Annotated in this window: 15 protein-coding genes and 6 pseudogenes; 7 read left to right on the top strand and 14 right to left on the bottom strand. The window is 68.8% G+C overall.

Annotated elements, in window-relative coordinates:
* The first annotated feature begins 505 nt into the window (after positions 1-505).
* Together ACZ67Q_RS07620 and ACZ67Q_RS07615 are read left to right on the top strand one after the other, a co-directional pair.
* Complete coding sequence (locus tag ACZ67Q_RS07620) at positions 506-3,028, top strand: helicase associated domain-containing protein (protein WP_471177658.1); 2,523 nt, start codon at positions 506-508, stop codon at positions 3,026-3,028.
* A gap of 216 nt (positions 3,029-3,244) precedes the next feature.
* Positions 3,245-3,404 (top strand): annotated as a pseudogene (locus ACZ67Q_RS07615) (telomere-protecting terminal protein Tpg); the annotation flags it as partial.
* Between the two features lie 129 nt (positions 3,405-3,533).
* Here ACZ67Q_RS07615 and ACZ67Q_RS07610 read toward each other — a convergent pair.
* A pseudogene (locus ACZ67Q_RS07610) lies at positions 3,534-3,629 on the bottom strand (hypothetical protein); the annotation flags it as partial.
* Positions 3,630-4,048: 419 nt separating this feature from the next.
* Positions 4,049-4,513: an SRPBCC family protein gene (locus tag ACZ67Q_RS07605; protein WP_471177655.1), complete on the bottom strand. Its 465-nt coding sequence runs from the start codon at positions 4,511-4,513 to the stop codon at positions 4,049-4,051.
* Positions 4,514-4,559: 46 nt separating this feature from the next.
* On the opposite strand from ACZ67Q_RS07605, the gene ACZ67Q_RS07600 reads away from it, so the two are divergent.
* On the top strand, positions 4,560-5,168 hold the full coding sequence (locus tag ACZ67Q_RS07600; RefSeq protein ID WP_471177652.1) for a TetR/AcrR family transcriptional regulator: 609 nt from the start codon (positions 4,560-4,562) through the stop codon (positions 5,166-5,168).
* Between the two features lie 13 nt (positions 5,169-5,181).
* Here the strand turns inward: ACZ67Q_RS07600 and ACZ67Q_RS07595 are convergent.
* Both ACZ67Q_RS07595 and ACZ67Q_RS07590 read right to left on the bottom strand, forming a co-directional pair.
* A pseudogene (locus ACZ67Q_RS07595) lies at positions 5,182-5,283 on the bottom strand (DNA-binding response regulator); the annotation flags it as partial.
* Positions 5,271-6,527 carry a sensor histidine kinase gene (locus ACZ67Q_RS07590; RefSeq protein WP_471177649.1) on the bottom strand — a complete coding sequence of 419 codons (1,257 nt, stop codon included), beginning with the start codon at positions 6,525-6,527 and terminating at the stop codon, positions 5,271-5,273. The gene ACZ67Q_RS07590 and the pseudogene ACZ67Q_RS07595, both read right to left, overlap by 13 nt.
* Before the next feature lie 135 nt (positions 6,528-6,662).
* Between ACZ67Q_RS07590 and ACZ67Q_RS07585 the strand changes: the two genes are divergently transcribed.
* Entirely contained in the window at positions 6,663-7,178 is a 516-nt protein-coding gene (locus ACZ67Q_RS07585) for a hypothetical protein (protein ID WP_471177646.1), read from the top strand.
* A gap of 69 nt (positions 7,179-7,247) precedes the next feature.
* Here the strand turns inward: ACZ67Q_RS07585 and ACZ67Q_RS07580 are convergent, their stop codons facing one another.
* The 3 genes and pseudogenes from ACZ67Q_RS07580 to ACZ67Q_RS07570 form a co-directional block, all read right to left on the bottom strand.
* Positions 7,248-7,610, bottom strand: a complete 363-nt coding sequence (locus tag ACZ67Q_RS07580; RefSeq protein ID WP_471177644.1) for a hypothetical protein — start codon at positions 7,608-7,610, stop codon at positions 7,248-7,250.
* 37 nt (positions 7,611-7,647) lie between these two features.
* Positions 7,648-7,881 (bottom strand): annotated as a pseudogene (locus tag ACZ67Q_RS07575) (transposase); the annotation flags it as partial.
* A 203-nt stretch (positions 7,882-8,084) separates the two neighbouring features.
* The gene (locus ACZ67Q_RS07570; RefSeq protein ID WP_064073143.1) at positions 8,085-8,519 is read right to left on the bottom strand and encodes an Rrf2 family transcriptional regulator; all 435 of its coding nucleotides are present in this window, start codon (positions 8,517-8,519) and stop codon (positions 8,085-8,087) included.
* Positions 8,520-8,642: 123 nt separating this feature from the next.
* On the opposite strand from ACZ67Q_RS07570, the gene ACZ67Q_RS07565 reads away from it, so the two are divergent.
* Positions 8,643-9,392, top strand: coding sequence for an SDR family NAD(P)-dependent oxidoreductase (locus ACZ67Q_RS07565; RefSeq protein WP_471177641.1), 750 nt, complete (start codon positions 8,643-8,645; stop codon positions 9,390-9,392).
* A gap of 134 nt (positions 9,393-9,526) precedes the next feature.
* Here ACZ67Q_RS07565 and ACZ67Q_RS07560 read toward each other — a convergent pair whose 3' ends face one another.
* Positions 9,527-9,844 carry a helix-turn-helix domain-containing protein gene (locus ACZ67Q_RS07560; RefSeq protein WP_471177766.1) on the bottom strand — a complete coding sequence of 106 codons (318 nt, stop codon included), beginning with the start codon at positions 9,842-9,844 and terminating at the stop codon, positions 9,527-9,529.
* A 634-nt stretch (positions 9,845-10,478) separates the two neighbouring features.
* On the opposite strand from ACZ67Q_RS07560, the pseudogene ACZ67Q_RS07555 reads away from it, so the two are divergent.
* Positions 10,479-11,332: pseudogene (locus ACZ67Q_RS07555) on the top strand (ISAzo13-like element transposase-related protein); the annotation flags it as partial.
* Positions 11,333-12,195: pseudogene (locus ACZ67Q_RS07550) on the top strand (IS701 family transposase); the annotation flags it as partial.
* Here the strand turns inward: ACZ67Q_RS07550 and ACZ67Q_RS07545 are convergent.
* The 6 genes from ACZ67Q_RS07545 to ACZ67Q_RS07520 form a co-directional block, all read right to left on the bottom strand.
* Complete coding sequence (locus ACZ67Q_RS07545; protein ID WP_471177763.1) at positions 12,115-12,348, bottom strand: transposase; 234 nt, start codon at positions 12,346-12,348, stop codon at positions 12,115-12,117. The pseudogene ACZ67Q_RS07550 and the gene ACZ67Q_RS07545 sit on opposite strands and share 81 nt — an antisense overlap.
* A gap of 169 nt (positions 12,349-12,517) precedes the next feature.
* The gene (locus ACZ67Q_RS07540) at positions 12,518-13,534 is read right to left on the bottom strand and encodes an ABC transporter ATP-binding protein (protein WP_471177638.1); all 1,017 of its coding nucleotides are present in this window, start codon (positions 13,532-13,534) and stop codon (positions 12,518-12,520) included.
* Positions 13,535-13,579: 45 nt separating this feature from the next.
* The gene (locus ACZ67Q_RS07535) at positions 13,580-14,683 is read right to left on the bottom strand and encodes an ABC transporter ATP-binding protein (RefSeq protein ID WP_471177636.1); all 1,104 of its coding nucleotides are present in this window, start codon (positions 14,681-14,683) and stop codon (positions 13,580-13,582) included.
* Positions 14,680-15,690, bottom strand: coding sequence for an ABC transporter permease (locus ACZ67Q_RS07530; RefSeq protein ID WP_471177633.1), 1,011 nt, complete (start codon positions 15,688-15,690; stop codon positions 14,680-14,682). The genes ACZ67Q_RS07535 and ACZ67Q_RS07530 overlap by 4 nt, the downstream gene beginning before the upstream one ends.
* 110 nt (positions 15,691-15,800) lie before the next feature.
* Positions 15,801-17,564 (bottom strand): ABC transporter substrate-binding protein, encoded by a 1,764-nt coding sequence (locus tag ACZ67Q_RS07525; RefSeq protein WP_471177630.1) that lies wholly within the window; start codon positions 17,562-17,564, stop codon positions 15,801-15,803.
* Positions 17,565-17,604: 40 nt separating this feature from the next.
* Entirely contained in the window at positions 17,605-18,600 is a 996-nt protein-coding gene (locus ACZ67Q_RS07520) for an ABC transporter permease (protein ID WP_471177627.1), read from the bottom strand.
* Positions 18,601-18,623 lie beyond the last annotated feature (23 nt).

Below are 18,623 nucleotides of genomic sequence, written 5' to 3'. Positions count from 1 at the left end.
GCGCGCGGTCTGCTCCGCAGACACGACGCGCCGCCGCTACGCGGCGGGTGATCCCGCGCTCCGCGCGGGATGCGGCGGACTCCGTCCGCCGAACGGGCCCACTCCGTGGTCCCGTTGGCCCGGCTGTCGCCGGGCCTGTTCCGTGCCGGCCTGCTCCGCAGTCCGGTACGGAACCTGACGCACGCTCCGCGTGCGTCAGGGCTGGCTGCAGGAGGTGGTGTCTCTGTCGTCGGCCGTACCGGCTCTCCGTGGGGAAGGCCGTCGGGCTGACGGTTCGCCACTGGGTTGATCCCTCCTCGGCTCGAGGTCGTGCCGAGGAGGGATCACCTCCGAGGGAACTCCCACTGTCCGCCGGGGTGCGTCATTTTTGGGTCTGGCTTGGTTCTGGGATAATGGCAGGGTGGCCCCTCCCCCGGATCCGCCCCTCCGTGGCGGCCCTCCGTCCAGCTTGTTCTTCCCTCCGATACGGCTTCCGTCTGTGCGTCTAGAAAATGAGCGGCAGGAGATGAGCGTCATGGAGTTGCGTCCGCATCAGGCCGAAGCAGTGGACGGCGTGTTGAGAGTTCTTGGCACGCCGCCCGGTGGCCATATGCCACCCGAGGGACTCCGTGCGCAGGTCATTGCCGCGACAGGTTCGGGTAAGACGTTGATCGGTGTGGAGTCCGCGCGTCGGCTTGCGGCACGCCGGGTGCTGGTGTTGGTGCCGACTTTGGACCTGCTGACGCAGATGGCCGGAGCGTGGCGGCGGGCCGGTCGTGGGGGTGCGATGGTCGGGGTGTGCTCGCTGCGGGCGGAGGAGAGCGACGGGGTGCCGTGCACGACCGATCCGGGCGAGCTGGTCGCGTGGACGCGGGATCTGGACGTGGTCACGGTGTTCGCGACGTACGCGTCCGTGGGGCTGGGCATCCTGCAGCGGGCGCATGCCGGCGGTTTGGCGGTGTGGGACCTCATGGTCGTGGATGAGGCGCACCGCACCAGTGGGGATGCTGGGCGGCCGTGGGCGGCTGTGCATGATCAGCAGCAGATTCCTGCGGTGCGGCGGTTGTATATGACGGCGACGGCGCGGGTGTGGGAGGCCGATGGCGGGGGTTCGTCGCGGTTGGTGGCGAGTATGGACGAGGACTCCCCGGTGTTCGGGCCGGTGGCGTACAGGCTGAGGCTGTCCGAGGCGATCCGGTTGGGGATCGTGGCGCCGTATCAGGTGCTGTGCCTGGACATCCGCGACCCGTGTGTGTGGGCGTTGTTCGCTGAAGGGGATGCGGCGTCGGATGCGGTGCGCGGGGCGCGGCTGGCGGCCATTCAGGCTGGGCTGATGCGCGCGGCCGTCGAGGAGCGGTTTCGGCGGGTGTTGTCGTTTCATTCGCGGGTGGGTGAGGCGGAGGCGATGGCGGTCGGTGTTGTCGAGACGGCGGCCCGGCTGGCCGTCGGGGAGCCGGATGTGTTTCCGCCTGCGGAGCGGGTGTGGGGGGACTGGCTGTACGGCGGACACGCGCCTGGGCACCGTCGGATGGTGCTTGATGAATTCGCTTCGGATTTCCTCGGGAAGTATGCGGCTGGGGGGGTCGATGTTCCGGCGGCTTTGCGGGTGTTGAGTTCTGTGCGGGTGCTTGGGGAAGGTGTTGATACGGCCGGGTGTGATGCGGTGCTTTTCGCGGATGTGCGTGGGTCGATGGTCGATATCGTGCAGATGGTCGGGCGTGCTCTGCGTATGCATCCGGGGCACGGGAAACTGGCAACGCTGATTGTTCCGGTATTCCTCGGGGTGGACGAGGATGCGGACGAAATGCTGACCTCCAGGGCGTATGGGGCGCTGGTGAAGGTGTTGACGGCGTTGCGGGCGCACGACACGGAGACGATCGAGGCGCTCGCCGATCCGCGGGTGCGCAGCGGCCGGCTACGGCCCGAGCAGGGCGAGGAGGGGGGCGTCGAGGGCGAGGGCCGGGGCGGCGGGGACGAGGACCGGGTCCAGGAGCGGGAGGGGGTCGGGGAGGCCGGGTTGGTCAGTGGGCGTGCGGTGGGGCTGGTGCGGTTCGCGGAGGAGCGCGACCCGGCCGCCCTCGCGGCGTTCGTGCGGCTGCGGGTCATTGATCCGGAAGGGGTGTACTGGCGGCGTGGTATCGAGGCGGCCGCGCGGTGGTTGTGGGAGATGGGTGCGGGCGAGCTGCGTGTGCCGTACGTGTTCGTGGCCCCTGAGTCGTGGGGCGCGGCCGGTGGGTATCCGCTGGGGCGGTGGTTGGCAGATCAGCGGCGGTACTACGCGGCGGGGACGCTGGAGGCCGAACGCGTCATCGAGCTGGAAGGGTTGGGGATGGTGTGGTCGGTGTGGGAGACCGCGTGGGTGGAAGGCCTCGCCGTGGCCCGCGCCTACGCGATGGTGCACGGGCACTTCCTCCCGCCGGCCACGGCGGTCTGGGAGGGCTACCCGATCGGGAAGTGGGCGAAGAATCAGCGGGACGCGGCCCGCAGAACACGGCAGAACGCCGAACGCCGGACGGCCGGGGAAACAGGCGTGAGTGCGGCTGGGGAGCTGTCACAGTGGCGTATGGAGGCGTTGGACGAGATCGACCCCGGGTGGTGCCCGGCATGGGAGATCTCGTGGCAGAGGTGCTTCCGGCTCGCGCAGGCGCACGTTAAGGCCGGCGGGACGCTGCCGCAGGCCGGGGGCGAGGTGATCGTGCAGGGCGAGGACCTCGGCGCGTGGGTACGCGCGCAGCGCGCGGGCTGGGACAGACTCCTGCCCGCGCAGCAATGGCTACTCGAGAGCGTCCTCGGGCTCGAGCCGCTCGCCGAGGGGGAGACGGTGCAGCCGGTACGGCGCAGCCAGGACCAACGCTGGGCAGCCAACCTCGCCGCGGCCCGCCAGTACCACGCCCGCGAAGGCCACCTGAACGTGCCGCGCAAACACGTCGAGGCCGTCGACGGCATCGAACACAAACTCGGGGCGTTCCTGGATAACACCCGCCGCCGAGCCGCCCGGCTCACGCCAGAACGCCACGCCGAGTTGGAGGCACTCGGCATGCGCTGGTGAGCGGACAGGCTCACGCTCAAAGCCCTCGTGAGCCGGGCCCACACGGAGCCTGACCCGGCGCGGGGTGTAGTCGGAGAGCAGGTTGCGGGTGTGGTCCAGGTCGTAGCAGACCTGGGAGACGAAGAACTCGCAGCCGGCGTCCTGCTTGTGCAGCATGCGTGCGTGCTCCGTCCCCGGGGCTGCGTGCCGCGGCGCGATACTCGGCGGCGTGATGCCCGCGTTCGTCACCTCCCTCTCGCGCTGCCGCCAGGGCACGCTGCCCGACTCTTTGAGGCCCAGGAGGCGGGTCTCTCGCCGAGGATCCCTCCGCCAGATCGCTGCACAGGCTCTGGGCGAGGTCTACTTCCGCGGCCGAGGCCGCGGCGCCCACGGCCTCGGCCGCCCGCTCGCTCGCTCGCTCGCCACGGGCGTGCGCGGCCCGCTCTGCCGGCGTCAGATCACGGCGGATCGCCCGGTGCAACGGCGAGAACCGACGGAGCAGCAGCTCCTCGCCGTCGACGTGCAAGGCGTCGAAGACGATCAGGTGGGGGGTAGTTCCTCCTCGAGGCGGGGGTGTTGCGGTGGCCGCGGCCGCGCGCTGCTGCAACGCCTCGAACGACATCCGCTCCCCCGCCCACACGACCAGCTCGCCATCGAGGACCAGACCGGCGGGAAGGGGCGCGGGCCGCATGCACCAGCTCCGGGAAACGGACCTGGATCAGGCTGCCCCGGCGGGACTGGAGCCGTACGGGGCTGGTGAACAGGAGGGCGCGGTAGCCGTCGTTCTCCAGACCGGGTTATGTCTCATGAGGTGTCTGTGCGCAGCTTCTGCCGAATTCGTTCTGCCCTTGGCTCGGGTCTTCGGCGTACTGGTGGGGTGTCTCCTCGGGGCGGGGAGGCCGGTAGTGCGCGGCCTGCGCCAAGAACAGGCGTGTGCACTTGGTTGGGACGCAGCGCCGGCTAGAGGAGTCCGTGCCCGAGGGCAGGGCCCCTGGTGGGTGTCGGGCCTGCGCCGGGGAGAAGGGGCGGCACCCGTCGCCGTCAGGATTCGGCGGCGGACACGTGGCGAGCCAACTCGGTGGCCAGGCGTCGCATGACCGTGCGGTTGGCGTGCCGCATCGTGGCCCGTACGACGGGGGCCAGCAGCCGGTCGGCGAGCGGGGCGCGTACCCACGTGTACGTGAACGAGACGCGGGCCCCGCCGGTGGGCAGCGGTTCGATGGTGTAGGTGCCGCGGCCCTGCCGCCGGCCGGCCGCGCTGACGTTGCGTTCGACGATGCGCTGAGGGGCCTCGGCCTCGACGACATCGATGGTGACGTCGGTCTTCGTGCCGCCCAGCGCGGCGGTGACTGTGGCGCACGATCCGATGCCCCTGGCGGGGCCGGTGTAGCGCCAGTTGGTCAGGTAGTGGTCGGTGAACCGCTCGTGGTTCGCCATGACGTCGAGGAAGCCGTAGACCTGCTCGGGAGTCTGAGGTACGTCGATCGACACGGTGACAGACTTCATGTACCACACGGTACATGCGCCATGTACCGATTGGTACAGTCGTGACGTGGTGACCATCGATGACCCGCATCCCGAGGGCGAGGCCGAGCAAGGCGCGCACGGGGATCGGCGCGCACAACTGGTGGAGGCAGCTGTCGACCACGTCGCGGCACACGGCATCGCGGACCTGAGCCTGCGCAGGCTGGGCGCCGCGATCGGCGTCAGCCACCGCATGCTGATCCACTACTTCGGCTCCAAGGAACAGCTGCTCGTCGAGATCGTCCGGACGTCGGAGCGACGCCAGCGCGACGCGCTGTCCCGGCTCCGCCTGGAGCCCGGTTGCTCGCCCGCCGATGTCGCGCGCCTGCTGTGGCGGCAGCTCACGGCCCCTCAGCTGGCCGGTCAGGAGCGGCTCTTCTTCGAAATCTGCGGGCACGCGCTGCGCGGCCGCCCCGAGGCCGCCCCGGTCCTCGAAGGGCTCGTGACGGACTGGCTGGAGCCGCTCGTGGCCGCCGAGGTCGGGGCGGGGGCGGACCCTGCCCTGGCCCGGAACCGGGCCAGGCTGGGACTCGCCACCGTCCGCGGTCTGCTGCTGGACCTGCTCGCCACCGGTGACCGTGCCGGCGTCGACGCGGCGATGGAGGAGTTCCTCCAGCTGTACTACGGCTCGGAGTGAGGAAGACCTGTTATGCGTCGGCGACTTGCGCGCACATCTCGAAGCCGGCCGCCTCCAGCACCTTGATCACGCCGATGCGCAGCAAGAGGGAGTCCTCGGCGATCACGGCGCGCACGGCAGCTCCACGGTGATGACGGTCGGGCCCCCGGCGGGGCTGCGGCAGGAGAAGGTGCCGTCGACGGACGCGACGCGCTTGGCGAGCCCGGCGAGCCCGGTGCCGCCGGCCGCCGCGAGGTCCGCGCCGCCCGCTCCGTCGTCCGCGACGACCACCATCAGTGTCTCCCCGATCCGCTCCACGGTCACGTCCGCCCGGGTTGCCTGGGCGTGTTTGACCACGTTCGTCAGGGCTTCGGAGATCACGAAGTACGCGACGGCCTCGACCGTGGGTGAGGGGCGCTGCGGCAGGTCCACCGCCACGCGCACCGGGATCGGGAGGCGGGCGGCGACCCCGGACAGCGCGGCGTCGAGGCCGCGGTCCTCAAGGACGGCCGGATGCAGGCCGCGCACCAGGTTGTTCAGCTCGGTGATCGCATCCTTCGCCTCGCGGTGCGCCTCGTTGATCACCTTGCGGGCATCCTCCGGCAGGTCGCCGAGAGTGGACCTGGCCAGTCCCAGGTTGACGGCGAGTGAGACGAGGCGCTGCTGTGCGCCGTCGTGCAGGTCGCGTTCGATCCGCCGCCGCTCGGCGTCGGCGGCGTCGAGCACACCGGCCCGGCTCTCGGCGAGGTCGGCGACCCGGCGGGCCAGCCTCTCCGTGTGGCTGGGGCCGAGCAGGACTTCGGCCGCCCGGGTCTCCAGACGCAACAGAGCGCCGGTCAGCCGGGGCCCGAGGATCAGCAGGGCGAGGCCGCCGGCGGTGATGTACGCGGCCTGCGTGCTGTATCCGAGGTCGGTGACCCGCCACTGCGGGGGCAGCGCCCAGATCCACACGTAGATGGAGGCGGCCACGAGAGCGGCGGCCCAGACGGCGAGGACGGCGAGGTCGAGGACGGCGAGCAGCGGACCCGCCACGGCGTGGTAGCAGGCCTGCCGCCACAAGGCCCGGCCGGTCAGCCGGCGCACCGCCGACTTCCAGTTGCGTCCTGGCGCGGGTACGGCGGGGCGCGGGAGGTCCTTGCCGACGAGCGCCCGGTAGCGCCGCCGCTGCCCGACGGTCAGCAGGGGTGTCACCACGAGCGTGAGCAGCACGGGCAGCGGAGTCACGGCCGGCACCAACGCCGCCAGCGTGCCGAGCAACCAGAGCCACAGTGGCACCACGGCGAGGTGGAGCGGCAGGCCGGCGGCGATGAGCGCGGTCCGGTGCCCCGCCCTGCGGAACGGCCGGCCCAGCACCAGCTGCAGCCATGTCGTGAGTTGCATGCGTCGAACGGTAAAGCCGCAGGCCATCCCCGCGCCATGATGCTTCCGCCCGGTTCGGGGGTGCACTTTTCTCCACCCCGGGTCGGAACCCTGCGTGACTGACGGCGCCCCCGTGTGCGGCGGAAGGTGGAGCACGTGAAGGGGAGAGCCGGTGGGGAGCGGGGGAAGACGATGTGTCAACGGGTGTTGTGCAACGACGGATTGGCCGGTGCGGGGGGCTTCGACCGCGCCGATGTCATCCCGCTGAACGAAGAGGCGGAGGAGCCGCGCCGCGCGCGGGGCATGCGGCGGGCCGGGTGGCTGCTGGTCGCCTGCGGTCTCGCCCTGCTGCCGTGGCTGTACGTGCTGGCCATCGGCCTGCCGGCCACCGCGACCGCGGCGCACTGGCCGGTCGCCTGGGTCGGGCTCGACGCGCTGGAGGCGCTCGGCCTGATCGCCACCGGCCTCCTCGCCGCCCGCGGCGACCGGCGGCACGCCCTGGCAGCCGCCGCGACCGCGACGCTGCTTGTGGTGGATGCCTGGTTCGACACCACGACCGCGGCCCCGGGCGGCGACTTCGCCACCGCGGTCGCCATGGCGATCGGCGCCGAGCTGCCGCTCGCCGCGCTGTGCGGTCGACTGGCGCTGCGGGCACTGAGCCGGCACGCGTGACGCCGACCGCCCAGCCACATGGCGGGGCGGGCCAGCCGGGCGGTCGGAGCGCCCGCCCCGGGAGTGGTGCTATCCCTGCAGCAGCGCTTGGTACCTGTGCAGGGGCGCGTCCTCGTCCAGCGGGGCGATCGCGGCGACGTAGCTGTCCGGGCGGACCATGATCCGACCGCCGTCCGACAGGCCGTAGCGGGCGGCCGCCAGGCCGTCGGGGTCCTGGAACACGGCGTCGTAGCCGATTGGGGCCTTTGCGGTCCCACTGATCAGCAGTTGTCGTGCCGTCATGCCGTCCACCGGTGTCGGTGCGGGGCCGTTGACGATCACGGTGAGCAGCACGTGCTCGTGGGTTTCGGCGAGTGCTGCGCGCAGCTCCAGGCCGGCTGCGGGGAGGAAGTCGCCGGCGTGCAGTTCGCCGCTGCTCCGGCCCTGGACCACGATCGGGCTCTTCCGATACGCGACGGCGGTCTCCTCGGTGCAGTTGGTCGAAGACTCCGGCCTGCTGCCAGCGGTCCAGGCGCCGCCAGCAGGTCTGTCCCGAGCCGAATCCCAGCTCAAGCGGCAGGAGTTGCCAGGCTATGTCGTTGTAGAGGATGTACAGGATGCCCTGCAGACACAGCCGGTCCGGTACCGGCCGTGGGCCCAGTGACTTCTCTGGCCAGGGCGGCAGCAGCGGCTCGATCAGCGCCCACAAGTCGTCGTCCACGATCCATGGCCGGGTGCTCACATCCTCCCGAACGGCGGAATCGTCACATCGGTCACGCCGGACCAGGGCACTACAACAAGATCAAGTTACGAGCTCGTAGGACACGGTCTGATGCCGCAACCGTCTTCGGCGTGACTGTTTGCCAGGCTGTTCGCCGGCCTGGGCATGGATGGGCGTCTTGGTGATGTCAGGGCGTAACGAGGAGGCTAGCGAGGTGCCGCGAGTACGTCCCGGAGTACGTCCGCGAGCGTGACGCGGGCCAGCTCGTGTCTCAGGGTCTCCTCGATGCCCTCGTAGATGCTCTGCATCGCCGGCTGGATGCCGTGCCCCACCACGCATCCCTGGTCCGGGGTGGTGCGGTGCATTGCGAACAGCGGGCCGGGTTCCACTGCCTCGTACACGTCGAGCAGGGTCATCGACTCCAGCTCGCGTGCCAGCGACCAGCCCGCGCCCACGCCCCGCCGGGACTCCACGAGCCCGGCCCTGCGCAGCTCGCCGAGCAGCCGTCTGATCACCACTGGGTTGGTGTTCGCGCTGGTCGCGATCTGCTCGGAGGTGGCGACCTCATGACCCTGGCGCTGGTAGAGGCCGATCCAGGCCAGCGCGTGGGCGGCGATGGTCAGCCTGCTGTTGGCGCTCATGGACTCCTCCTCTCGGCCGCAAAACTTCATCATACGGCAGTCGTAACAGTGAAGGTTGCAACAGCCTGTCGTAACAATTAACGTTGCGACTACCGGGAAAGGTCAATCAACGAGGTGAGAAGAATGAGCAAGCCACTCACGGGCAAAGTCGCCCTGGTCACCGGGGGATCGCGCGGACTGGGAGCCGCGACCGTACGCCTGCTGGCCGAGCAGGGCGCCGACGTCGCCTTCACCTACGTCAGCTCCGAGAAACAGGCGCAGGCCGTCGTCGACGAGGTGCACGGCAAGGGAGCCAAGGCCGTCGCCTTCAAGTCCGACCAGGCGGACACGAGCCGGGCGCCAGCGCTGATCGACGATGTGGTCGCCCACTTCGGCGGCCTGGACATCCTCATCAACAACGCGGCGATCTCCGTGGCTGGCACGGTGGACGATCCGGATGCCGACACCGCCGCACTGGACCGGATGCACGCCACCAACTACCTCGGCGTGATCGCCGTCATCCGGGCCGCCTCCCGAGTGCTGCGCGCGGGCGGCCGCATCATCACAGTGAGTTCCGGACTAGGCTCCCGGGTCGGCGCCCCCGGCCTTGCCGACTACTCGGCGACCAAGTCCGGGATCGAGCGGTACACCATGGGCGTCGCACGCGACCTCGGGCCCCGGACCATCACGGCCAACGTCGTGGAGGCCGGACTGATGGAGGGCGGCATGCAACCGCCTGACCCCGCGACCCTCAAGGCCCTGGTCAGCTCGCTGTCCCTGCAACGCATGGGGCACCCCGACGAAATCGCCGCGGCGATCGCCTTCCTGGCGAGCCCCGCCGCGTCGTACGTCACGGGCGCAGTGCTGGAGGCCCACGGCGGCTACAACGCCTGAACCCGAACCCCTGCCGCGCGCTCCGAAGGACATCGCGCCTTCGGGGCGCGCGCACCGCCAACGACCCGCGTGTGCGTGGACACGCCTTGAGAAGCCCAGATCGTGATCGTGTTACGAGCTCATAGCGTGAGCAATTAGGCAATCCCCATCCGCAGCTCGCGCACCCGGAGCAGGAGGTGCGCGAGCAGCATAGCGTCGGCGTCAGTGAAATCCAGTCCGGAGACCTCGCGGATCCGGCGCAGCCGATAGCGCATCGTGTTGGGGTGGATGTGCAGGGCTGCCGCCGCGTTGTCCGTGGCTCCCGCGGCGGCAAGATAGGCGGCCAGGGCTACGGTCAGTAGGCCGTCCCGGCCGTCCTCCTGGCGCAGCCGGTGCAGAGCGCCGCTGGTGTCCGTCAGGCCGAGCGACTCAGTAACGTCCGCGAGATGCAGCAACAACACCGGCAGCGCCATCTCTTCCACGGTGCGCACAGCCGGCCCGTGGAAGGTCGGGTGCCGTAGCGCCCGCAGTGCGGCGTCTGCCTGCGCCCGCACTTCGGCGAACCGGCCCAGCGAGTCGGCCGGGCCGCCAGCGACGACCACGTATTCACTGGCTAGTGGGGTCCGCCCGAGAAAGTCACGTGCCAGGTTGGCGGTGGACTCCAGTGCTGCGGTGTGTTCCGGAGGCCGGCCAACCAGAACGTACACCGCGCCGGTGCCCGCCACCGAGGCAGAACGAGGGTGCACGGCCGCTAGAACGTACTCCAAAGTGTTAGCAAACCGACGTAGCTCTTCAACGGTTATTGCGGCGGTCGCTGCGTCGGCATTCGTGGTCCCGACCAAGCGAGGGGCCGCAGCCAGTACACAGACCGGGCCAGAGCCCAATTGCAGCCGGCTCGCCTCTACTCGATCAGCCGACCCTCCGAGGACGGCTGCGGCCAACTCGCCGCGCTGCTGACGGGCATAGCTGGTCTCGGTTCGCAGGCCGACCATCTGCAGCGCGGCCATCGGCGCGAATTCGCGCAGCCGAGCCGTACCCGCCTCGTCGAGCGGCCCGGTAACCGCGGCCCAGATGTAGCCAAGGACATCCGAGCCGGTTCGGACTGCGATCGCCACCCGCAACAGCTGGTCCGGTTCGGTCGCTTCCCGCTGGACCTGGAAGAAGCACCTGGCCGCCTTCGCTCTGGAGAGCGGCCTGGAGATCACGGTCTGCCACTTCCCACCAGGCACGTCGAAGTGGAACAAGATTGAACACCGGATGTTCTGCCACATCACCGCGAACTGGCGCGGCCGGCCGCTGACCAGCTACGAGGCCGTCATCGAGACGATCGCTGCGACGACCACCCGGACCGGGCTGACCATCGGCGCCGAGCTGGACACTGGTAGCTACTGCCTGGGTTCAACGGTGAGTGCTGCCGAGTTCCGGGCTCTGCCGGTCACGTCCGACGCGTTCCACGGCGACTGGAATTACACCCTGGCGCCAGTCCCGCCTCGAACGCCACAGACGCCGGCGACCGCTCGGCGGATCGACCCCGACCTGACCACGATGCTCAGCAATCCGGCCCTGACCGGCATGCCGCGGTCCGACTTCCAACGCCTGGTGGCAGTCTCGGAGCCGTACTGGGACGCCCTGGCCGAAGCGGCCTTCCAGCGACGCTTCCACCGTCCGCGCAGCTACCTCCGCCCGCAGACCAGCAGCCTGGACCACTACCACCGCCTCCTGGCGGCGCTCTTACGCCGACGCAGGGCGATCACCAGCACCCTCCTGGCCCAGCTGCTGGGCGTTACCCGCACCAACCTCTCCAACCAGTTCCAGGACGGGCACAGGCTCCTGGACCTGCATCGCATCGCCGTTACACCCCTGCCTGGGTCGCCTGCCCGGAGCCTCGAACAGCTACGAGTTCGCTTGCCCGACGAGGACCGTCCGGAAGATCAACCCTGACAGTTATTCAGAAACAAGCCCCCGGCCGCACCGAGAACTGTCAGATCGGGGTCTTCGCCGCCTATGCCACCACCCGCGCACGCGCCCTGGTGGACCGCGAGCTGTATCTGCCCAAGTCCTGGACGGACGACCGCGACCGCTGCCGCACCGCCAAGATCCCCGACGAGAGGCTTCGCCACCAAACCAGAGCTGGCCAGGGCCATGGTGCTGCGCGCACTCGCCTCCCCGCTGCCGATCGCCTGGGTGACCGCGGATACCGCCTACGGCCAGGAGTGGCGCTTTCGCCGGATGCTGGAAGAAGCGGCCGTCGACTACGTCCTCGCTGTCCCGAAGTCCCAGCCGGGTGCCCCGCTTCGGCCGCATCGACTACCTCTTCAGCCAGGCACCGGACGAGGAGCAACGTTCGTGCGGAGACGGCGCCAAGGGCCCGCGCGTCCATGACTGGGCGGCCGTCCGACTCCCGGTGATCGAGGACTTCGACGGTGAGCGGCCCGCCCATCACCGCTGGGCGCTGGCCCGGCGCAGTATCAGCAGACCCGATCAGATCGCCTACTACCTCGCATACGCGCCGGTGGGCACCGGCGTCGACCGGCTCGTGCGCGTTGCCGGGCGACGGTGGGCGATCGAGGAATGCTTCCAGGCCGCGAAGAACGAATGCGGCCTGGACCAGTACGAAGTCCGCCGCTACGTCGGCTGGATGAGGCACATCACCCTGGCCTTGCTCGCGCATGCCTTTCTCGCGGCCACGGCGGCACAGGCGGCGGCAAAGGGGGATGCAGAAACAATTCCACCCTGGTTCCGCTCACCGTGGCAGAAGTCCGCAGGCTCCTGGCAACTGGCCCCGCGCACCGGCCGCGCCCGCCCCTTCGCATCCATGCGCTGAGATGGTCGCGATGGCGGCGAAGGCGTCAGGCCGTGGCCCGGCACCGTCACTATGAAGCGCTTGCGTGAACACGCCGTCCAGCGCATAGCGACGGAAGCGGGTGCAGACGGTCTGCCAAGGGCCGTGGCATTCCGGCAGGTCACGCCAGGAGATCCCGGTCCTATCTTGTTCCCGTTGATGACCTGCCGGTCCGACACCCGCGGCCGGCCCGTCGCGGCCTGCGGTATCAGCGGAGCGAGTAACTCCCTCTCTTGATCGGTGAGTTCATGACGACGTATCACCCCACCATGATCCACCACCCGATGATCTTCGAAGACAGACCCTAGTCTGCATCGCCCGACATGTTCTCCGGGAAGTGGCAGGCCACCAGGTGTCCCCGCCTGAGCTCTCTCAGCGGCGGTTCCTGCATCCTGCAGATGTCCTGCGCCTTCCAGCAGCGGGTGTGGAAGCGGCACGCGGGCGGTGGGCTCACGGGCGAGGGTACGTCGCCCGTGAGGAGGATCCGCTCGCGTTTGGTGCGGCGCTCGGGGTTCGGGACGGGGACCGCGGACATCAGTGCCACGGTGTAGGGGTGCATGGGACCGCTGTACAGCGAGTCCTTGCCGCCGATCTCCACCACCTTTCCCAGGTACATCACCGCCACCCGCGTGGAGACGTGCCGGATGACCGACAGGTCGTGCGCGATGATCATGTAGGTGAGGCCCAGCTCCTGCTGGAGATCGTCCAGCAGATTGACCACCTGGGCCTGGATGGAGACGTCCAGCGCCGATACCGGCTCGTCCGCCACGATCATCTTCGGCCGCAGCGCCAGCGCCCGGGCCACGCCGATGCGTTGCCGCTGGCCGCCGGAGAATTCGTGCGGGTAGCGGTTGTAGTGCTCGGGGCTGAGCCCGCACAGTTCCAGCAGGTCCTGGACGGCGCGCTTCACTACCTGCTCGGTCTCCACCTTCTGCAGCCGGAAGGGGGCGCCTACGATCGTGCCGACGGTGTGCCGGGGGTTGAGGGAGGAGTACGGATCCTGGAAGATCATCTGGATGTCTTTACGCAGGGGCCGCATCGCGCCGGGCGACAGGTGCGTGATGTCGTGCCCCTCGAACTCGATCTTCCCTGCGGTGGGCTCGAGGAGCCGGATGATCAGCCGCCCGGTCGTGGTCTTGCCGCAGCCCGACTCGCCGACAACGCCCAGCGTCTCGCCGGGCAGCACGCTGAAGTCGATGCCGTCCACCGCCCGCACCGCGCCGACCTGACGGCGCAGCAGGCCCTGGGTGATGGGAAAGTGCTTCACGAGACCCTGGACGTTCAGCAAGGGCTCGTGATCGGTGGTCTGCGTGAGTCCCATGAATCCTCCACCTCCTTCGTCCGGCCTCGCAGCCTTCGTCCGGCCTCACAGCCGGGGCGCCACTTCCTCGGCGAAGATCCGGCGCCGTTCCTCGGGCAGCAGATGGCAGGCCACGAGATGGCCGGTGCCTGACGCGTCGGTCAGCTCGGGGACCTCTGTGCGGGACCTGTCACCATTGCGGTCGGCAAAGGGGCAGCGCGGGTGGAACGCGCACCCCCGCGGCAGTCTGATCAGGCTCGGCGGGTTTCCGGCGATCGGGATCAGCCGCGCCTGCATTTCGCGGTCCATGCGCGGCATGGAGCCCAGCAGGCCCCAGGTGTACGGATGCTCAGGAGCTGTGAACAGCTGCTTGGCCTCGCCCTTTTCCACGCACTTGCCGGCGTACATCACCAGGATGTCGTCGGCCAACTCGGCCACTACCCCCAGGTCGTGAGTGATGATGATCACGGCGGAACCGAACTCCTGCTGGAGTTCGCGGATGAGGTCCAGGATCTGCGCCTGGACGGTGACGTCGAGCGCTGTCGTCGGCTCGTCCGCGATCAGCAGCGAGGGGTCGTTGACCAGAGCCATGGCGATCATGGCGCGTTGGCGCATACCGCCGGAGAACTGGTGCGGATAGTCGTTGACACGCGTGGCGGGCTGCGGGATGCCCACCCGTTCGAGCATCTCCACCGCCCGCAGGCGGGCCTCCTTACGGCTCGCTTTCGGGTGGTGCACCCGGTAGGCCTCGGTGATCTGGGCACCGATTGTGTAGAAGGGGTGCATCGCGGTCAGCGGGTCCTGGAAGATCATCGCCATCTTGCGGCCCCGCAGGTGCTGGACGCGTTCGGGAGGGGCGGAGATGAGTTCTTCGTCGTCCAGCCAGATCTCGCCGGAGATCTTGGCCTTGAGAGTGCGGTGCAGGCCCATGATGCCCAGCGAGGTCACCGATTTACCGGACCCGGACTCGCCGACGATCCCCAGCGTCCGGCCGCGCTCGAGCTCGAAGGAAATGCCGTCCACGGCCCTGACCAGGCCGTCATCGGTGTCGAAGTGGATGCGCAGGTCGCGTATTTGGAGAAAGCCGGTACCGGGCGGCGCGCCGCGGCCCGCCTCCACACCGCCGATGGGCGCCCCCACCGGCGGCTGTTCGAGTGGTTTGCGGCTCATGAGTACCTCACCCGGGGGTCGACGGCGACGTACAGCACATCCACCACGAGGTTGGCCACGACGATGAAGAATGCGGCCAGCGTGGTCACGGCCATGATCTTCGGCAGGTCGTTGTCGGTGATCGCCTGCACCGCGTACTGCCCGACTCCGGGCAGCGAGAAGGCGGTCTCGGTCAGTACGGCGCCGCCGAGCAGAAGACCGATGTCGAGGCCGAAGATCGTGATGATCGGGGTGAGGGCGGAGCGTAGACCGTGCCTGACGACCACCGTCCCTTCGCTGAGGCCCTTGGCCCGTGCGGTGCGGATGTAGTCCTCGCTCATCGTCTCCAGCATGCCTGCCCGGGTGAGCCGGGCGTACAGCGCCGAGTACAAGAAGGCGAGGGTGACCCAGGGGAGTACGAGATTCTTCGCCCACATCAGCGGGTCCGAGGTGAAGGGCACGTACTGCAGGTTCGGGAAGACCGGCCACTTGTAGCTGAACAGTGCGAGCGAAACCAGCGCGGTGAAGAAGATCGGCAGCGAGACGCCGGCCAGCGCGACGCCCATGGAGAGCCGGTCGAAGATGGAGCCGCGCTTGAGCGCCGACAGCACGCCGATCGACACACCGCTGACCAGCCAGATGATCGCCGCCCCCACCGCCAGTGACAGCGTCACGGGGATGCGTTCGGTGATCTGCGGCCAGACCGGCAGGTGGCTCTTGAACGAGTAACCGAAGCACGGCACCTGACAGTAAGAGGCATCCGGCCCGAAATGGAACGTGCGGCCGGCGAAGATCCCGTGTGCGAACTGCCAGTACTGCGTATACAGCGGCTGGTCGAATCCCAGGTTCTTCTGGACGGCGGCCACCGCCTCGGGACTCGGATCACGGCCGACGTACTGGGCCGCCAGCTGGGTGCTGGTCTCGCCGGCCAGCCGGGGCACCAGGAAGAAGATCGCGAAAGTGATGGCCGTCACGACGAACAGCAGGATCACCGCCGCCGCTACGCGCCGGATGATGTAGGCACCCACTGTCGGGCGGCGGGACCCCGGCCGACCGGACCTCGGCCCGGTCGGTGGGCGCCTCGCCCTTCACCTCCTCGCCTCGTCCGTTCCGGTACGGTCCGCGTGTCCGGCACGGCCTACTTGACGCCGACGTTCAGGTAGTCGTACATGCCGTAGGCCTCGGTGACGAACACGTTGGTCGCATGGTCGGGGCGGTACAGCGGGTCCTTGCGGTACAGCAGAGGCACCAGAGGTGCCTGCCCCATCGCGGCCTTGTCGATGTCACCCCACGCCTTGGTGCGGGCCGTGCTGTCGGTGTTGCCGATGGCGTCGTCGAGCATCTTGTTGATGGCGGGATCGTTCAGCTCGGACAGGTTGCTGTTGCCCGAGGCCTTGATGGCCGTGCCGTCGATGATCTGCTGGAGGAAGCCGTAGCCGGTCGGCCAGTCGGCGGCCCACGCCGTCATCATCAGACCGAGACCATGCGAGTGGACGAAGGCGGGTGCGCCGGCGTTGTCGGTGAAGTACTTGCCCGACGGGTACTGCTGGATGCCGACGTTGATTCCGACCTTCTTCAGCGACGCCTGGACGGCCTGGGCGATCGCGATCTCGTTGGGCCGGTCGGACCGGGCGGAGAGGTTGGTGGAGAAGCCGCCCGGGTGGCCGCACTGGCTGAGCTCATTCTTGGCCGCGGCGAGGCCCTCCGGCGAGTTCGCTCCCTTGTAGCCAGGGGTCTTGTACAGGTCGTACGTGGCGTGGCCGGACACCGTGGGCGGCAGGATCGTCGTGGCGATGTCACCGTGGACGTCGCCGCCGGTCGCGGTCTGCGCGGAGACCTTGTCGACCGCGTACTCCACCGCCTTGCGGCAGTGCACATTGTCGAACGGCTTCACGGTCGTGGAGATCGCCACGTAGGCGAGCGCGCCGCTCTGCGCGTCGTCGATGTGTCGCTTCTGGGCCGGGGCGCTCAGGGCGGCGGCCTGGCTCTGAGCCGCGATCCCCGCGCCTGCGACGTCCATCGTCGCGTTACCGGCGATCAGGTTCTGGTCGACCGTGGTCTGGGCGACGTTGAACTGGACGGTGATCTTGTCCGGGAGCTGCTTGCGGATCGGGTCGGAGGACGCACTCCAATACGGGTTCTTCACCAGCGTGGCGCCCTTGCCGTCCTGGTAGCTCTGGAACATGTACGAGCCGGACGAGATCACGTTCCTCACGTAGTTCGAACCGGTGTCCTTCGCCTTTGGGACCGGCGCCGTCTGCGGATTGCTGAGCAGGTAGTCGAAGTCCGCGAAAGGCTGGTTGAGGTGGAAGACGATGGTTGTGTCGTCAGGCGTCTCGATGGACTTGAGGTCGCCGGTCTTGTCCTTGTACGGCCCCTGGTACTTTGGGGTGTTGTCCACCAAATACGCGTTGAAGTACGTGGGTCCGTTGGACAACACCTCGGGCGCGTAGTTGCTGCGCTCGATGGCGTACTTGACGTCCTTGGTCGTGATAGGTGTGCCGTCGGAGAACTTCAGCCCCGGACGGATGTGGTACGTCCAGGTCTTGCCGTTGTCACTGGGCTTGCCGAGCTCTGCTGCGAGGTCCGGCACGAGCTTCAGGCCGGCCTTGCCAGGTGCCGGCTGGTAGGTGGTCAGCGCCCGCGCATAGACCCGCGAGAAGTTCCACATGAAGGCGTAGTAGGTATTGCCGGGGTCCATCGAGTCCGGTGTGCTCGACAGCTGGTACACCACTGTCCCGCCCTTGTGGTCGGAGGGATTGACCACGCTGGTGATGCCGGCGTTGTAGGCGGGGGCTTTCTCCGCCGATCCGCCACCGCCATTGCCACCGCCGCACCCTGACACGACCAGCGCCCCGAGTGCGGCTCCCGCAAGAACGGCTGTGGACCTTGATGTCCTCATGACGAGCTCCCCTCGCCTGAGACGGGAATCGGTACGCCCATCACTTGCTCCGTGGGTCCAGGGCGTCCCGGAGTCCGTCGCCGAGCAGGTTGAATGCCAGAACAGTGATGAAGATCGCCAGACCCGGGACCAGCATGAACCACGGATCCGCCTGGTAGAGGCTGATGGCCTGGTTGAGCATGCCGCCCCAGGACGCCTGCGGCGGCTGGATGCCGACGCCGAGGAAGCTCAGACCGGCCTCGAAGAGGATGTTCGTCGGGATCAGCAGCGTCGAGTACACGATGATCGGTGCCACGAGATTCGGCAGCAGCTGTTTGAACAGGATGTGCGGCCCCCTGGCGCCGAGGGTGCGCGCCGCGTCGACGAACTCGCGCTCGCGCAGCGAAAGCGTCTGGCCGCGAATGATGCGGCCCATGTAGGGCCAGCTGAAGAAGCCGATCACGAAGATCAGCACGCTGATGTGGAGCGCCAGCCCGTGCAGTCCGAAGGCACCGCCCTGAAGCGAGGCGGACAGCGCGATCGCGAAGAGCAGCAGCGGGAAGGCCAGGAAGATGTCCATGAGGCGGCTGATCACGGTGTCGACCCAGCCCCCGTAATAGCCGGCGGCCACGCCCAGCACCGTGCCGAGGGCCACCGACAGCACAGTCGCCCCGAATGCAACAGCCAGCGATACCCACGCACCTTCGATGATCCGCGCGAGCAGGTCGCGGCCGAACTGCGGCTCGACGCCGAGGGGGTGGTCCCAGCTGATCCCGCCCCAGGACCCCTCGGGCCTGAGCAGCACCGGGTCGATCAGATTCTGGTGGAAGGCGTTCGGATCAAGCTTGAAGACGGATTCGATGACCTTGGCGAAGGCTGCCAGCACGATCAGGCAGAGAACGACGATGCCGCCCGCGACCGCGACCTTGTCACGCTTGAACCGCATCCATGCGATCTGCCCGAGCGACCGGCCCTCGATCCCCTCGCCCATCCCGAGCAGCACGGACTCTGGCTGCGCCTCGGCGGCTGAGCCGGTGGCTTCTATGGGGGCCGTCATGCCTGTGCACCCCCTGTCCGGTG

The sequence above is a fragment of the Streptomyces sp. NPDC036813 genome, from assembly GCF_055609245.1.
This window is presented reverse-complemented; position numbering and strand designations above follow the sequence as displayed.

Excerpts from the sequence above, each read along its gene's own strand:
- ACZ67Q_RS07620 (WP_471177658.1), top strand. The coding sequence starts at position 506 with ATGAGCGTCATGGAGTTGCGTCCGCATCAGGCCGAAGCAGTGGACGGC.
- ACZ67Q_RS07605 (WP_471177655.1), bottom strand. The coding sequence starts at position 4,513 with ATGAAGTCTGTCACCGTGTCGATCGACGTACCTCAGACTCCCGAGCAG.
- ACZ67Q_RS07590 (WP_471177649.1), bottom strand. The coding sequence starts at position 6,527 with ATGCAACTCACGACATGGCTGCAGCTGGTGCTGGGCCGGCCGTTCCGC.
- ACZ67Q_RS07570 (WP_064073143.1), bottom strand. The coding sequence starts at position 8,519 with ATGAGCGCCAACAGCAGGCTGACCATCGCCGCCCACGCGCTGGCCTGG.
- ACZ67Q_RS07565 (WP_471177641.1), top strand. The coding sequence starts at position 8,643 with ATGAGCAAGCCACTCACGGGCAAAGTCGCCCTGGTCACCGGGGGATCG.
- ACZ67Q_RS07560 (WP_471177766.1), bottom strand. The coding sequence starts at position 9,844 with ATGGCGCTGCCGGTGTTGTTGCTGCATCTCGCGGACGTTACTGAGTCG.
- ACZ67Q_RS07540 (WP_471177638.1), bottom strand. The coding sequence starts at position 13,534 with ATGGGACTCACGCAGACCACCGATCACGAGCCCTTGCTGAACGTCCAG.
- ACZ67Q_RS07535 (WP_471177636.1), bottom strand. The coding sequence starts at position 14,683 with ATGAGCCGCAAACCACTCGAACAGCCGCCGGTGGGGGCGCCCATCGGC.
- ACZ67Q_RS07525 (WP_471177630.1), bottom strand. The coding sequence starts at position 17,564 with ATGAGGACATCAAGGTCCACAGCCGTTCTTGCGGGAGCCGCACTCGGG.
- ACZ67Q_RS07520 (WP_471177627.1), bottom strand. The coding sequence starts at position 18,600 with ATGACGGCCCCCATAGAAGCCACCGGCTCAGCCGCCGAGGCGCAGCCA.